Genomic DNA, 14,943 nt, shown 5'->3' with positions numbered 1-14,943 from the left:
GGTCTGGACGCTCTCGGATCCGACGACCTCCGGGCGGTGGTCGAGCCGCTTCTGCCATCCGAGGCTGAGAAGCCGAAAGGCGGGCGGCCGCGCGCCTCGGACCGGGCGGCGCCGCGGGGCATCGAGAGCCGCCGGCATCTCGGCCGCCATCGCTGGATCGTGGAGCGCACCCTGGCTTGGCTCGCTTCCACCGACTGACCATCCGCTACGGGCGACGCGCTGACCGATCCCGGGTGCCTTGCCGCTCGCGAAGATGCCTGAACCCTTCGCGCGCACGGTGCGGCATACTGGCTGCACGGCTGGAATTCTGATCCAGAAGAGATCGCCACCTGCCGATGTGTGTCATAGCCCAGAGCATCCGCGGTCTCTAAGCCAGGCATGTCCGCGACTGAGAGCCCTCAGCTCCCGCCTTCAACGGGGGAGGAGCTCGTGCCGCGTTACTACTTCAACATCTACGACGGCGTCAGCATGCTTGACGATACGGGCACAGAACTTTCGGACTGGCATGAAGCCCGTGTGGAAGCTGTTCGCTTGGCGGGCGTGATTTTTAGAGACAACGCCCAGACCATCGCACTGGGAGTGGACTGGCACATCGAGGTAACGGACGAGCGGCAGCTCGTGCTGTTCCGCTTCGACTTCATCTCTCATGAGGCTCCGGTGCTCGCGAGCCAGCGCCGAACGCCGATCGAGCCGTCTTAGCTCTCGGCTCTCCTCACCGGTCGGGTTGGGAGGGGAGCACGCCGAGCCATGGGGCGCATGACCAGATGTGCGCATGGGTGAATGTCGGAAGGCTCCGGGTTGGGCACGATGACCCGATGACGGACTGGAACGACCTCACACCTGTTGAACAACGCCAACGCGTCACCGAGCAGATGCGGATCTCGCGGGGCCACGATTGGATGGTCAGGAGCCATACCGTCGAGGCCCTGGCACGATCCCGAGAACTTCTGGCCGTTCCGGTGTACCGCTGGCCGAACCGAAAAGCGGTAGGCGCCCACGACGAACAGCAGGCGCTTGATCTCGGCCGTCAGAATCGTGGGTGTTCGATCCCACGTTGCACGAAGTGACCCGTCCGCGAGCGGATGCGGCCCCCGATTAGGCTCCTTAGCCGAACGGGCGTAGAGTGTTGGGATCACCAGCCGGTCCCTGACCCGTAGGCTCTGGTGGCTGAGAGAGACGTGTGCTCCCGCCTGCATCGCGCGGAGCGCCGTTATGGCTGACCTCACTGACAATTCGCGTTCTCGTGTCGAGTACGGTGATGCTCTCATCCGGATCACCCGGAATGCCAGTCTGGCCGGTTATGACGCAGCGCTCATCCAAAACGCCCTGCGAGCCATCCAGCGCTCACGCGAGCTGCTTGAGGCGACCAAGTATCAGGTTCGTCCGCCAGCAGATCCTGTTCGACGTTCGGACGCAGATGATCTCAAGAAGCCAGCCCCGTAAGCCAGTAGGCGGTCAGGATCGTCACCGGCACCGTGAGGCCCCGTAGTCAGCCCGTGCTGCCGATCTGCGGGGGCAAGACGACGATTTCAATGCGCGCTGAAGGAGATGGCGAAAGCGGACCCGCGGACATCCACACCGCGCTGACGTTGCCGGACAGACTCCGATTGTCCGCCAGCTTCGTGTCGAGCTGTTCTATGCCTCGGTGACCGCGCAGCGCGAGGTTGGCTCATGCGCAACCTCTCGGCACCCCGCCTCCTGACCGTCCTGAACTCTGTCGTGCTGATCGGGCTCGCCGTCGCCAGCCTGTACACGCGCCTCCCGACGATCGGGCCGAAGATCGTGAAAGTCAGAGCTGGGTCCTTCCTCGACGTTTGCGCAATACTTGAATTGGGATGAGCCTCAGCAAGCTTGCGATGGCAGGCTGATGGTCTCCAGCATGGCTCGGGGCAAAGATCAGGGACCTTCAGTGCGATGTCCTGCCACTGTTTTGTCTGAAATCTTGCCGATCATCGCCTCGCGCATCAGGTATTTCTGCACTTTGCCTGTGACCGTCATCGGAAATGCGTCCACAAACTCGATGTAGCGCGGAATTTTCTGGTGGGCGATCTGGCCTGCGCAGAAGTCCCTCAGATCCTCGGCCGTCGCACAGGCGCCGGGCCGAAGTCGGATCCAAGCGCAGACCTCCTCGCCATATCGGGGATCCGGCACGCCGAAAACCTGAACATCCTGGACCGCAGGATGACGATAGAGGAACTCCTCGACCTCGCGTGGATAGACGTTCTCGCCGCCGCGGATCACCATGTCCTTGATCCGGCCGACAATGCGGCAGAACCCTTCCGCATCCAGGATGGCGAGGTCGCCCGTGTGCAGCCAGCCTGCCTCATCCCGCACCGCGGCGGTTTGCTCGGCCTCCGCCCAGTAGCCGCGCATGACGCTGTAGCCCCGGGTGCAGAGTTCGCCCGTCACGCCGCGCGGGACGACGCGCCCGGACACGTCGGCGATCTTCACCTCGAGATGCGGGTGCACGCGTCCGACCGTCGAGACGCGACGCTCAAAGGGATCGTCGACAGCGCTCTGAAAACTGACCGGGCTCGACTCCGTCATCCCGTAGCAGATCGTCATCTCGGACAGGTTCATCCGCTCGATGGCACGCTGCATCAGCGGCACCGGGCATGGCGCACCGGCCATGATGCCGGTTCGCAGGCTCGATAGGTCGAACCTGTCGAAATCCGGGTGATCGAGTTCCGCGAGGAACATGGTCGGCACCCCGTAAATGGCCGTGCAGCGCGCCTCGGCGACGGAGCGCAGCGTCGCGAGCGGGTCGAAGCCCTCGCCCGGGTAAACCATGGCCGCACCGGATGTGAGAGCCGCGAGGTTGCCCATGACCAAGCCGAAGCAGTGATAGAGCGGCACCGGGATGCAGATGCGGTCGTCAGGGCCAAGGCGCATCGTCCGCCCGACGAAGTAGCCGTTATTGAGGATGTTGTGGTGCGACAGCACCACGCCCTTCGGCGTGCCGGTGGTGCCGCTCGTGAACTGGATGTTCGCGGGATCGTCGCATTGCAGGCTCTCGCCCAGGGCGGCGATCGCTCCGTGCCCGGTGCTCCCGAGATCCGCCACGTCTCCGAGGGCGAGCGTGCCGGGTGTCGGCTCACGTCCGATCCGGATCACGAGCCGAAGCGCGGGCAGGCGTGCGGCGTGGAGCGCGCCCGGAGCCGCGGAGGCGAGCTCCGGAGCCAGGGCATTCACCATGCCCAGGAATTCGCTGCTCTTGAACCGCGTCGCGGTGACCAGCGCCGCGCATCCGACCTTGTTCAGGGCGAACTCAAGCTCCGTCAGCCGATAGGCCGGATTGACCGTGACGAGGATCAGCCCCGCCTTGGCGGCGGCGAACTGGGTGAGCGCCCAGGCGCTATTGTTGAGCGACCAGATCCCGATGCGATCGCCCACCTTCAGCCCGAGGGCGAGAAAGCCGGCGGCCAGACGCGTGGCGTGGTCGCCGAGCTCGGCCCAACTCAGCCGCTGGCCGTCCGCGATCAGGGCAACGCGATCGGGCCACAACGCGGCGGCGCGCGTGAGCATCTGCCCGATCGTACGGCCGATCAGGGGCGTCGTGTCGGCTCCGTGCACGTAACTGAGCACAGCGTCTGCAGTCATGGCCGTCGTCCCCAGCACCTCGCGAACGCACCGTTTCCGGTGCGTCGGCGCACGATTCTGCTTAAGGATGGTAGCCCCTTCGGCGAGACTTGGGCTTATAATTCCGAACCACCCGTGGGGAGGCAACCGATGATCCGGGACGCCGCACGCGACTTCGATTTCGGTCTCGGCGATGCCGCCGACGCGGTTCGCGAGAGCGCGCACACCTTCGCCCAAAGCAGAATCGCGCCGCGCGCGGACGAGATCGACCGCAGCAACGCCTTCCCACGCGACCTCTGGCCCGAGATGGGCGCCCTAGGCCTGCACGGGATAACGGTGGAGGAGGCGTTCGGCGGGCTCGGCCTCGGATATCTGGAGCATTGCGTCGCCATGGAGGAGGTGTCGCGGGCTTCCGGCTCCGTCGGTCTGTCCTACGGCGCGCACGCGAACCTCTGCATCAACCAGATCCGACGCAACGGCACGGAGGCGCAGAAGCGCCGCTATCTCCCGGCCCTGATCGCGGGAACGCGAGTTGGGGCGCTTGCCATGTCCGAAACGGAAGCGGGATCGGACGTGGTGAGCATGCGCCTGCGCGCCGAGAAGCGCGGCGACCGCTTCTGCCTCAACGGCTCCAAGATGTGGATCACGAACGGGCCTGTTGCGGAAACATTCGTGGTCTACGCCAAGACTGATCCGAAGGCCGGCGCGCATGGCATCACGGCTTTCTTGGTGGAGCGAGACTTCCCCGGCTTCTCGACGGGGCCGAAGCTCGACAAGCTCGGCATGCGCGGCTCCGACACTTCGGCGCTGATCTTCGAGGATTGCGAAGTGCCGGAAGAAAACGTGCTCGGGCCGGTCGGGGGCGGCATCGGCGTGCTGATGTCGGGCCTCGACTACGAGCGCGTCGTGCTCGCGGCCGGTCCGCTCGGAATCCTGCGGGCCTGCCTCGACGTGGTGACGCCCTATGTCCGCCAGAGGCGCCAGTTCGACCAGCCGATCGGCGCGTTCCAGCTGGTCCAGGGCAAGCTCGCCGACATCTACGTGCAGGCCAACGCGGCGCGCGCCTATGTGTACGCCGTGGCCCGGGCCTGCGATCGGGGCGAGACGACGCGCGAGGATGCGGCCGGGGCGATCCTGTTCGCGGCCGAACGGGCGACCCAGTGCGCCCTCGATGCCATCCAGCTCCTCGGCGGCAACGGCTACACCAATGATTACGCGGCCGGCCGATTGCTGCGTGACGCCAAGCTTTACGAAATCGGGGCGGGCACCAGCGAGATTCGCCGCATGCTGATCGGGCGCGAGCTGTTCGCCCGGGCCCCAGGCTGAGGTGACGCGTGGCGATCCTGGCCACCAGCGCCGACCTGACCTCCGAGGCTGCCGCCGAGAACCGGGCCGCCTGGGCCGATCTGCGCAGCACCCTTAGGGAGCGCCGCGCGATGGCCGCCGCGGGTGGCGCCGAGAAAGCCCGCACCCGGCACCTCGCGCGCGGCAAACTGCTGCCGCGCGATCGCGTGGTGCAGCTGCTCGATCCGGGCTCCCCCTTCCTCGAGATCGGGATGTTGGCCGCCTATGGACTCTATGGCGGCGAGATCCACGGGGCCGGCCTCATCGCGGGCATCGGCCGGGTCTCCGGCCGCGAGGTCATGATCTTCTGCAACGACGCCACGATCAAGGGTGGCACCTACTATCCCCTGACAGTCAAAAAGCATCTGCGCGCCCAAGAGATCGCGGGAGAGAACCGTCTACCCTGCCTCTATCTGGTCGATTCGGGCGGCGCCAACCTGCCGCAGCAGGCAGAAGTATTCCCCGACCGTGATCATTTCGGCCGCATCTTCTACAACCAAGCCCGGCTCTCGGCGGCCGGTATTCCGCAGATCAGCTGCGTCATGGGCTCGTGTACGGCCGGGGGCGCCTACGTGCCGGCCATGTCGGACGAGAGCGTGATTGTGCGCGGCCAGGGCACGATTTTCCTCGGTGGCCCGCCCCTCGTGCGGGCGGCGACCGGCGAGATTGTGACGGCCGAGGAACTCGGCGGCGCGGAGGTCCATACCCGGCTGTCCGGGGTCGCCGACCACGAGGCCGCCGACGACGCGCACGCGCTCGCAATCCTGCGCCGCATCGTCGGCACCCTCAACACCCGCAAGCAGCCGGACTTGGATATCCGGCCGCCCATCGAGCCCAGGCTCGATCCGGGCGACCTCGACGCGATCGTGCCGGTCGACCTGCGCAAACAATACGATGCCCGGGAACTGATCGCCCGGATCGCCGACGGGTCGGAATTTGATGAGTTCAAGCGGCTCTACGGCACGACCCTCGTCACCGGCTTCGCGCGGCTCTGGGGCATGCCGGTGGGAATACTGGCCAATAATGGCATCCTCTACTCTGAGAGCGCGCTGAAGGGCGCGCATTTCATCGAGCTGTGCTGCCAGCGGCGCATTCCTCTGCTGTTCCTGCAGAACATCGTCGGCTTCATGGTTGGGCGCGACGCCGAGGCCGGTGGGATCGCGCGCAACGGCGCCAAGCTCGTCACGGCGGTCGCCACCGCCGCCGTCCCCAAGCTGACGCTTCTCGTCGGCGGGTCCTACGGCGCCGGCAATTACGGCATGTGCGGGCGCGCCTACGCGCCCCGGTTCCTGTTCGCGTGGCCGAACGCGCGCATCTCCGTCATGGGCGCCGAGCAGGCGGCGAGCGTGCTCTCCAGCGTCCGGCGCGACAACATCGAGGCTGCGGGCGAAACCTGGACCGCCCGCGACGAGGAGGCGTTCAAACAGCCGATCCGCGCCGCGTTCGAGGCGGAAGGCTCGCCCTACTATGCCACGGCCCGGCTCTGGGACGACGGCATCATCCTGCCCGAGGAGACCCGGCGGGTGCTCGGGCTGGCTCTGTCGGCCTGCCTCAACGCACCGGTCGACGAGACGCGCTTCGGCCTGTTCCGGATGTGAGGCGTCCACCGATGACCCGGCCCCTCACCTCCGTCCTCGTCGCCAATCGCGGCGAGATCGCGTGCCGGATCCTGCGCACGGCGCGGCGCCTCGGGATGCGGACGGTCGCGGTCTACTCGGAGGCCGACCGCGCGTCCCTGCACGTGGCCCTGGCCGATGAAGCCTACCCGATCGGGCCGGCGCCGGCCCTGGATTCCTACCTGCGGATCGATCGGATCGTGGAGGCCGCTTCGCGGGCCGGGGCCGATTGCCTCCATCCGGGATATGGCTTCCTGTCCGAGCATCCGGGCCTCGCGGAGGCCTGCGCGGAGGCCGGCATCGTCTTCGTCGGGCCGCCCCCCGGCGCGATCCGGGCCATGGGCTTGAAGCATCGCGCGAAGGCGCTCGTGGCGGCGGCCGGCGTGCCCGTCGTCCCCGGCTATCAGGGCGAGGATCAAGAGAGCGAGCGCCTGCGCGCCGAGGCGGATACTGTCGGCTACCCCTTGCTCATCAAGGCGGTCGCCGGCGGGGGCGGGAAGGGGATCCGGCGCGTCGATGCGCCGACGGGCTTCACCGAGGCCCTCGAGAGTGCGCGACGCGAGGCCACAAGCGCCTTCGGCAATGCGCAGGTCCTGCTCGAGCGGTACGTGCCGAACCCGCGCCATATCGAGGTTCAGGTCTTCTGCGACGTGCAGGGCGGCGCGGTCCACCTGTTCGAGCGCGACTGTTCCCTGCAGCGCCGCCACCAGAAGGTCATCGAGGAGGCGCCCGCACCGGGCATGACGGCGGCGGTGCGCGCGGCAATGGGGCAGGCCGCCCTCCATGCCGCCCGGGCGGTCGATTACGTCGGCGCCGGCACGGTCGAATTCATCGCCTCTGGGGACCAGGCCCTCACGCCCGAGAGCTTCTGGTTCATGGAGATGAACACCCGTCTCCAAGTGGAGCATCCGGTCACCGAGGCGATTACCGGCCTCGACCTCGTCGCGTGGCAGTTCAAGGTCGCGGCCGGCGAGCCGCTTCCCGCAAGCCAGGACGATCTGCGGATCGAAGGGCACGCGATCGAGGCGAGGCTCTACGCCGAGGATCCGGCGGCGGGCTTTCTGCCCTCGACCGGCCGACTCCACGCGCTGCGCCTGCCCGAGGCCGTGCGCGTCGATACGGGCCTGCGTGCCGGCGACGTCGTCGGCCCTCACTACGACCCGCTGATCGCCAAGCTGATCGCCCACGGCCCAACACGCGCCGAGGCCATCGCACGCCTGCGCCAGGCGCTCGAGGCGACGCGCGTTGCCGGGCCGCGGACGAATCTCGCCTTCCTGCGGCGCCTGACCGCGTCCGAGGCCGTCCAGGCCGGCCGGTACGACACCGCCTTGATCGAGCGCCAGCGGGACAGGCTCGCGGAGTTCCCGTCGGACATCGACCCGGCCTGCATCGGCCTCGGGGTGCTGGCGCTGCTGGGCTTCGAGCCGCAGCCAATGGAGGGCAGGACGGCTTCACCCTGGGATTGCGCCGACGGCTTTCAGCTCGGCGCGCCGCGCCGGCAGCCCTGGCCGCTCCGGATCGACGGTCGGCGCGACGAGGTTACCCTGGTCTGGCCGGATCCCGGCGCGCGCGGCCTGCCGGAGGTCCGCTACCGGGGGCAAGCCTGTCCGACCCACGCGGCTGAAGACCGGATGATCGAGGTCGTGCCCACCGGGTGCGGGTTTCTCGTCCTGCACGGAGGGCGCCAGATCAGCCTTCAAGCGCCCGATCCGGCGCAAGCCGCCTCGGCGCAGACGGCGCAGGCGGGTGACGTCACCGCACCGATGCACGGCCGGATCGTTGCCGTCCATGTCGCCCCCGGCGACCATGTCACGCGCGGCCAGCGCCTCGGCACCATCGAGGCGATGAAGATGGAGCACACGCTCACCGCACCGGCAGACGGTACGGTCCGCGCGGTGACGGCCGAGCCCGGCCTGCAGGTGGCGGAGGGCGCCAGCCTGTTCACCCTGACGCAGGCGGAATCCGAATGACTCCCTCGTCCCACGCGCCCCATCCGCGGGGCGGCCTCTATTACGAGGATTTCGAGGTCGGCGCGGTCCTGTCCCATCGGCTCACCCGCACGGTGACGCAGACGGACAACATCCTGTTCTCGAGCATGACGCTCAACCCGCAGCCCCTCCACATCGACGCGCATTTCTGCGCGACCGAGACGGAGTGGGGTCGGCCGCTGATGAACTCGCTGTTCACGCTCGGGCTGATGATCGGCATCGCGGTCAACGACCTGACGCTGGGCACCACGATCGGCAATCTCGGCATGACCGAGGTGCGCTTCCCGGCCCCGCTCTTCGAGGGCGACACCATCCGCGTGACCACCGAGGTGGCGGCCAAACGCGTCTCGCGCTCCCGCGACGATGCGGGGATCGCCGATCTCATCCACCGGGCCTACCGGCAGGACGAAGTTCTGGTTGCCGAGTGCCGCAGGCAGGCTTTCATGCGCCGTCGGCCCGCTACGAGCGGAGCGTGACGCCGATGCGCGCGCTGCTGTTCGTTCCGGGCGACGCCCCGCGGAAGCTCGAGACGGCGCTGAACGCCGGCGCCGACGCCCTCATCATCGACCTGGAGGACTCGGTCGCCGCGAGCGGTAAGGCGGCGGCGCGCCGGCAGGCCGCCGCGTTCCTGGAGGAGGTCGGGAGCACCGCCGGGGGGCCGCTGGTTTTCGTGCGCGTGAACGCCCTCGGGACGGGCTGGGCGGAGGACGACCTCGCGGCGGTGATGCCGGCGCGACCTTACGGCATCATGCTGCCCAAAGCCGTCATGAGCGCGGACATCCGCGCGCTCGATGCACATCTGCACCGGTTCGAGGCCGCCAGCGGCATCGCTGCCGGCGCGACGCGGATCCTGCCCATCGCCACCGAGACGGCCCGCGCCGTCCTCGCGCTGACGACCCTGTCCGAGGGGCATCCGCGTCTCTGCGGGCTCACCTGGGGGCGGAGGACCTCTGCGCCGATCTGGGAGCCGAGACCAACCGCGACGGGACCGGAGCCTGGACCGGTCCGTATCGCCTCGCGCGCGACCTCACCCTGCTCGCGGCGGCCGCAGCCGAGACAGACGCGATCGACACGGTTCATCTCGCCTATCGGGACCTCGCGGCGCTCGAACGGGAATGCCGCGAGGCCCACCGGGACGGTTTCGTCGGGAAATTGGCGATCCACCCGGCTCAAGTCCCGATCATCAACGCGGCCTTCTCGCCCTCTGAGGCGGCCTTGGCCGAAGCGCGGGCCGTGGTCGCGGCCTTCGCGGGTTCGCCGGGGACGGGGGTGATCGGGCAGGCTGGGGCCATGCTCGACCGTCCCCACCTGCGCCGCGCCGAGCGACTGCTGGAGCGCTTCGACCGGGGCGCCCCTCAGGGCCGTGCGTGAGGCCGGGACCGCGTGCAAGCCGGATGGCCTCAGGGCAAACATCCGGCACGAGGCGGTGCCGAGCTACGCATCCACGAAGATCAGAGCCGGCGTTTCCAAGAGCGTCTTGATCCGCTGGACGAACACAGCCGCATCCCAGCCGTCGATGACGCGATGGTCGAAGCTCGACGACAGATTCATCATCTTGCGCGGGATGAACGCCGCCCCGTTCCAGACCGGCCGCGTCGCGATCCTGTTGACGCCGATGATGGCGACCTCCGGATGGTTGATGATCGGGGTCGAGGCGATGCCGCCCAGGGCACCGAGCGAGGTGACGGTGATCGCCGAGCCGCCCAATTCCTGCCGCGTGGCGGAGCCCGTTCGGGCCGCCTCCGTGACGCGGGTCAGTTCGGCGCCGCAGTCCCACAGGTCCCGCGCCTCCACGTGCCGGACGACGGGAACGACGAGACCCGCGGGGGTCTGGGTCGCGACACCGACATGCACGCTGCCGTGCTGGTGGAGGATGCCGGCTTCATCGTCGTAGAGCGCGTTCAGATGCGGCTGGTCGGCGATGGCTCTCACCAGAGCCTGCATCAGGAACGGGAGCAGCGTCAGCTTCGGTCGCTCCGCGCGCCTGTTCGCGTTGAGCGTGGACCTGAGATCCTCGAGCGCCGTGACGTCGACCTCCTCGACATAGGTGATGTGGGGAATGCGCGAAGCCGCGAGGGTCATCTTCTCCGCGATCTTGCGGCGGACACCCGTGACTTTGATCTGTTCGACCGTTGTGTTCGGCCTCAGGCTGGGCGTTCCCGTCCCGCGCGCGTCACCGGTCAGATAGGCGTCGAGATCTTCGTGCGTCACGCGGCCTGAAGGCCCCGAGCCGGGCACACGACCCAGATCGATTCCGGCCTTGCGTGCGCGATGCCTGACCGCCGGCGACGCGCTCGCCTTCTCGCCCTCCCTATGCGCGGCGGCAGGATCATGGCCGGGCGCAGGGGAGGGCGGATCCGCGTTCGGGATGGGGAGGCCGTCGGGGACTTGGTCTGCATCGCCCGCATCCTCGACTGCCAAGCGGATCAGCGGCGCGCCGACAGCGACGATGTCGCCGGCCTCGCCCCCAAGCCATACGACGCGCCCCGTCACCGGGGAGGGAAGCTCCGCGGTCGCCTTGTCGGTGGTGACGGCGGCCAGCACGGTGTCCTCATGGACGAGCTCGCCCACTGTCACGAACCACTCGGCCAGTTCGGCTTCGGCAATCCCCTCGCCGACATCGGGCATGGTGATCAGGTGCTCGCCCATGTCAGGCCTCCACCGTCTCGACCAGCGCACGCGCCACGCGTCCCGGACCGGGGAAGTAGTCCCATTCCTGCGCGTGCGGATAGGGCGTGTCCCATCCGGCAACCCGGGCGACCGGCGCCTCAAGATGGTAGAAGCAGGTCTCCTGGATGAGGGCTGCCAGTTCTGCGCCGAACCCCGACGTCAGCGTCGCTTCGTGGATGACCACGCAGCGACCGGTCTTGGCGACGGAGGCCACCATCGTGTCGAGATCGTATGGAACCAGGGTCCGCAGATCGATGATCTCGGCGTCGATGCCCGTCTCCGCGGCGGCCGCCTGCGCGACATGCACCATCGTCCCGTAGGCCAGCACCGTGACGTCTGTTCCCGCCCGAGCGATGGACGCCTTTCCGAGCGGGAGAGCGAAGTGGCCGGCCGGAACGTCGCTGGCCGCGTGCTTCGACCACGGCGTGACGGGGCGCTCGTGATGTCCGTCGAAGGGTCCGTTGTAGAGCCGCTTCGGCTCGAGGAAGATCACGGGATCCGGATCCTCGATCGCCGCGATGAGCAGCCCCTTGGCATCGTAGGGGTTTGAGGGGACGACGGTCTTGAGCCCCGAGACGTGGGTGAAGAGCGCCTCCGGGCTCTGGCTGTGGGTCTGTCCGCCGAAGATGCCGCCGCCCGTCGGCATGCGGATCACCAAGGGGCAGGTGAACTCGCCGTTCGAGCGATACCGCAGCCGCGCGGCCTCCGACACGATCTGGTCGTAGGCCGGGTACACGTAATCGGCGAATTGAATCTCGACGCAGGGCCGCAGGCCGTAGGCGGCCATGCCGACGGCCGTTCCCACGATCCCGGATTCGCTGACGGGCGCGTCGAAGCAGCGCGACGTTCCGTATTTCTGCTGAAGCCCGTAAGTGCAGCGGAAGACGCCGCCGAAATAGCCGACATCCTCGCCGAAGACGACGACGCTCTCGTCGCGCGCCATCATCACGTCCATCGCGTCGCGGATGGCTTCGACCATCGACATGCGCGGCATGGCCTACACTCCGGCCTGCTGGCGTTGACGGAGCAGGTGCGGCGGCATCTCGGCGTAGACGCCCTCGAACATCTCCCGCGCCGACGGCCTCGAGCCGGAATGGAGCGTCCCGAAACTCTCCGCCTCCTTCTGCGCAGCGATCACCGACTCGAGGATCTCGGCCTCCGCCTGCTTGTGCCGCTCCTCGGACCACGCGCCGCGCCGGATCAGGTGGTTCTTCAACCGAATGACCGGATCGCCGAGGGGCCAGGCGTCGGATTCGGTCTTCGGGCGGTAGGCCGAGGGGTCATCCGACGTCGAGTGAGCGCCGACGCGGTAGGTCACATACTCGATGAGCGTCGGCCCGAGATTGCTCCGGGCCCGCGCGATGGCCCATTTGGCGACCGCGTAGACGGCCAGGTAATCGTTGCCGTCGACCCGGAGCGCCGGGATGCCGAACCCCAGGCCGCGCGCCGCGAAGGTTCCGGCCCCGCCCCGGGCAATGCCCTGGAAGGTCGAGATCGCCCATTGGTTGTTGACGATGTTGAGCACGACGGGGGCCTTATAGGTCGACGCGAAGACGAGTGCGGCGTGAAAGTCCGACTCGGCTGTCGAGCCGTCCCCAATCCAGGCCGCCGCGATCTTCGTGTCCCGCCTGATCGCGGAGGCCATCGCCCACCCGACTGCCTGCACATATTGCGTGGCAAGGTTCCCCGATACCGTGAAGAACCCGTGCTCTTTTGACGAATACAGAACCGGAAGCTGGCGGCCCTTCAACGGATCTCTCGCGTTCGAGTAGATCTGGCACGCCATGGTCACCAGCGGATAACCGCTCGCAATCAGGAGTCCGGCCTGCCGGTACGTCGGGAAGTTCATGTCTCCCGGCGCGAGGGCCTTCTGAAAGGCGCAGCTCACGGCCTCCTCGCCGAGGTGCTGCATGTAGAAGGACGTCTTGCCCTGCCTCTGGCTGAGCAGCATCCGCGCATCGAAGGTGCGCAGGGTCATCATATCCCGCAGGCCGTCCCGGAGTTCATCGTCGCTGAGCAAGCCGGCCCACGGCCCCACCGCCTCACCCTCCCGGTTCAGGACGCGGATGATCGAGAAGGCCAGATCCCGGATCGCTTCCGAACCGGTATCGACGTCGGGACGCGGCACCGCCCCGGCCTTGGGGATCTTGACGCTGGAGAAATCCGGGACCCCGCCCGGCCGGACCGCTGGCTCTGGAACGTGGAGCGCTAAAGGCGTGACTTCGGCCATTGCTTGCTCGCTCTCGCGAAACACGACGTGCAGGCCGGCTTATTCTTGCATAAAGCCAGGGTAGATCACATCCACGAAATTCCGGTGCCCCGCGAAAGATGGCTGCCCGGTTGCTCTCCTAGGACACGCCCCGGGGGCGGATTGCGACCTTGCGTGAGGTGGCCCACACGCCGCTCCTGCAGCGGCAGGCGTTTGCTTACAGCGAAGCACTCGACGGCATGTCGGCAGGTCGCCTCGGTGGAAACGGCCAACGCACTGTTGCGTCGAACACGCTCCCAATCAAAAGGCTTTCAACCGCAGCCTGCACTTAATCCCGCTCCTCGCAGCGAATTTTCTTCTTTCGTGGCCTACAATTGAATTGCGCTCGACACCGGAGCGTAGAGGAATTTGATCTTGCCCCAGAAATTGCAGACTCGTATCGCTCTTGAACAGTATTCCTGTCCGTGCAAAAAAGCGATGTCCGCAACAGGCGATGCGGGAGAGCCCAGGCTGGCGTGAGCCGGTTATGGCGTCGAGGAGCGACCGCCCCCGGAAGCTCTGAGGCACAATCTCGTATCGCTGGACGATCTGGAGTGCGACGCATTCTGCGTCACTGACGAGCCGCAACGGCCAGCGTAACGGTGGCATCGGCTTGCTGGCACCCGCGACAGAGGGGGCGATCGAAATGCTTGGACGGGCATTTCCTCGCCCGTCTGTCGAGGGATCGCGGTATGTTTCCAGACGACGACGAATTCGAATTCAGCGCTCCTGACCGCGGCTGGAACTACGAGCCGTCGCGTGCCGAGCTGTTCCGAGATTTCACGTCGCCGGTCTACACGACCGACGCCGAGGGTTGGCTGACCTACTACAACGATTCGGCCGCTGAGCTATGGGGCTACCGGCCTGAACTCGGCAAGACGCGCTGGTGCGGGTGCTGGCGTATCTACACGCCTGACGGGGCGCTCCTGCCGCTCGACCAGTGCCCGATGGCCGTCGCCATCAAGTCAGGGCAGCCCATCCGCGGTGTGCAGGCCGTGTTGGAGCGACCGGATGGTACACGCATCCCATTCATGCCCTACCCGACACCGCTGCGAGATTCGTCGGGCAATCTGGTGGCCGCGTCCAACGTCCTTCTCAAGATCACGAACCTGAACGCGTCCGGCCCGACCGATCTTCCAGCCGAGGAATGGGCTGCACCGGTGCTGGAGATACGGGCAGCAGGTCTCCATCTCGAAGACCTGACAGGCTCACTCCAGGCCACCTTGGCTGCCTTGGCTGATGTCGAGTTCAACTACCAGATCGACTGCGAGCGCCTAGAGGGCTGGTCCGGTTCTGCCGACGAGAAGGATCGGGTTCTGAACCAGCTTGGGCAGAAGCGGCAGCACCAGCGCGAGGCTCTGAACAAGCGGTTTCAGCAACTCCAGCAGGACGCCGTACACGCCATGATGCGAGGGGCGCCCGACCCGAAGCGCGCGACAACACGCGTCCCGTCAGGCTGCGACACGGTCCATTGACCGCCCTTGCGCCCTGTCGCGCT

12 protein-coding genes and 3 pseudogenes are annotated in these 14,943 nt (G+C 67.4%); 11 read left to right on the top strand and 4 right to left on the bottom strand.

Annotated features, from left to right (window positions below; genetic code table 11):
• Positions 1-3: 3 nt before the first annotated feature.
• From M6G65_RS24435 to M6G65_RS24415, 5 genes and pseudogenes are all read left to right on the top strand, one after another.
• Positions 4-123 (top strand): annotated as a pseudogene (locus tag M6G65_RS24435) (IS5/IS1182 family transposase); the annotation flags it as partial.
• Positions 103-224: pseudogene (locus M6G65_RS24430) on the top strand (IS5/IS1182 family transposase); the annotation flags it as partial. The pseudogenes M6G65_RS24435 and M6G65_RS24430, both read left to right, overlap by 21 nt.
• Positions 225-429: 205 nt before the next feature.
• Positions 430-699: a DUF6894 family protein gene (locus M6G65_RS24425; protein WP_238199031.1), complete on the top strand. Its 270-nt coding sequence runs from the start codon at positions 430-432 to the stop codon at positions 697-699.
• Between the two features lie 116 nt (positions 700-815).
• Positions 816-1,067 carry a hypothetical protein gene (locus M6G65_RS24420; protein ID WP_238199032.1) on the top strand — a complete coding sequence of 84 codons (252 nt, stop codon included), beginning with the start codon at positions 816-818 and terminating at the stop codon, positions 1,065-1,067.
• A 145-nt stretch (positions 1,068-1,212) separates the two neighbouring features.
• Positions 1,213-1,443 (top strand): hypothetical protein, encoded by a 231-nt coding sequence (locus M6G65_RS24415; protein WP_238199033.1) that lies wholly within the window; start codon positions 1,213-1,215, stop codon positions 1,441-1,443.
• A gap of 453 nt (positions 1,444-1,896) precedes the next feature.
• Here the strand turns inward: M6G65_RS24415 and M6G65_RS24410 are convergent, their stop codons facing one another.
• Positions 1,897-3,600: an AMP-binding protein gene (locus M6G65_RS24410; protein ID WP_250102999.1), complete on the bottom strand. Its 1,704-nt coding sequence runs from the start codon at positions 3,598-3,600 to the stop codon at positions 1,897-1,899.
• A gap of 129 nt (positions 3,601-3,729) precedes the next feature.
• On the opposite strand from M6G65_RS24410, the gene M6G65_RS24405 reads away from it, so the two are divergent.
• The 5 genes and pseudogenes from M6G65_RS24405 (at position 3,730) to M6G65_RS24385 (ending at position 9,898) form a co-directional block, all read left to right on the top strand.
• Positions 3,730-4,905 (top strand): isovaleryl-CoA dehydrogenase, encoded by a 1,176-nt coding sequence (locus M6G65_RS24405; protein WP_238199035.1) that lies wholly within the window; start codon positions 3,730-3,732, stop codon positions 4,903-4,905.
• Between the two features lie 8 nt (positions 4,906-4,913).
• Positions 4,914-6,521: a carboxyl transferase domain-containing protein gene (locus tag M6G65_RS24400; RefSeq protein ID WP_250102998.1), complete on the top strand. Its 1,608-nt coding sequence runs from the start codon at positions 4,914-4,916 to the stop codon at positions 6,519-6,521.
• An 11-nt stretch (positions 6,522-6,532) separates the two neighbouring features.
• Complete coding sequence (locus M6G65_RS24395; RefSeq protein ID WP_238199037.1) at positions 6,533-8,509, top strand: acetyl/propionyl/methylcrotonyl-CoA carboxylase subunit alpha; 1,977 nt, start codon at positions 6,533-6,535, stop codon at positions 8,507-8,509.
• Positions 8,506-9,003, top strand: coding sequence for a MaoC family dehydratase (locus M6G65_RS24390; protein WP_250102997.1), 498 nt, complete (start codon positions 8,506-8,508; stop codon positions 9,001-9,003). Before M6G65_RS24395 ends, M6G65_RS24390 begins: the two co-directional genes overlap by 4 nt.
• 5 nt (positions 9,004-9,008) lie before the next feature.
• Positions 9,009-9,898 (top strand): annotated as a pseudogene (locus M6G65_RS24385) (HpcH/HpaI aldolase/citrate lyase family protein).
• A gap of 63 nt (positions 9,899-9,961) precedes the next feature.
• Here M6G65_RS24385 and M6G65_RS24380 read toward each other — a convergent pair.
• Genes M6G65_RS24380 through M6G65_RS24370 form a run of 3 tightly spaced genes read right to left on the bottom strand, consistent with a single transcriptional unit; the run spans position 9,962 to position 13,427 of the window.
• Complete coding sequence (locus M6G65_RS24380; protein WP_250102996.1) at positions 9,962-11,176, bottom strand: dihydrolipoamide acetyltransferase family protein; 1,215 nt, start codon at positions 11,174-11,176, stop codon at positions 9,962-9,964.
• A 1-nt stretch (position 11,177) separates the two neighbouring features.
• The gene (locus tag M6G65_RS24375) at positions 11,178-12,191 is read right to left on the bottom strand and encodes an alpha-ketoacid dehydrogenase subunit beta (RefSeq protein WP_238199040.1); all 1,014 of its coding nucleotides are present in this window, start codon (positions 12,189-12,191) and stop codon (positions 11,178-11,180) included.
• A gap of 3 nt (positions 12,192-12,194) precedes the next feature.
• A complete protein-coding gene (locus M6G65_RS24370) occupies positions 12,195-13,427 on the bottom strand; it encodes a 3-methyl-2-oxobutanoate dehydrogenase (2-methylpropanoyl-transferring) subunit alpha (RefSeq protein WP_238199041.1) in 1,233 nt (410 codons plus the stop codon).
• A 710-nt stretch (positions 13,428-14,137) separates the two neighbouring features.
• Between M6G65_RS24370 and M6G65_RS24365 the strand changes: the two genes are divergently transcribed.
• Entirely contained in the window at positions 14,138-14,920 is a 783-nt protein-coding gene (locus tag M6G65_RS24365; RefSeq protein WP_238199042.1) for a PAS domain-containing protein, read from the top strand.
• Positions 14,921-14,943 lie beyond the last annotated feature (23 nt).

This window comes from Methylobacterium tardum, assembly GCF_023546765.1.
GTDB lineage: Bacteria > Pseudomonadota > Alphaproteobacteria > Rhizobiales > Beijerinckiaceae > Methylobacterium > Methylobacterium tardum.
Note: the sequence above shows the minus strand (reverse complement) of the source record. Positions and strands in the feature narration are given on the sequence as shown.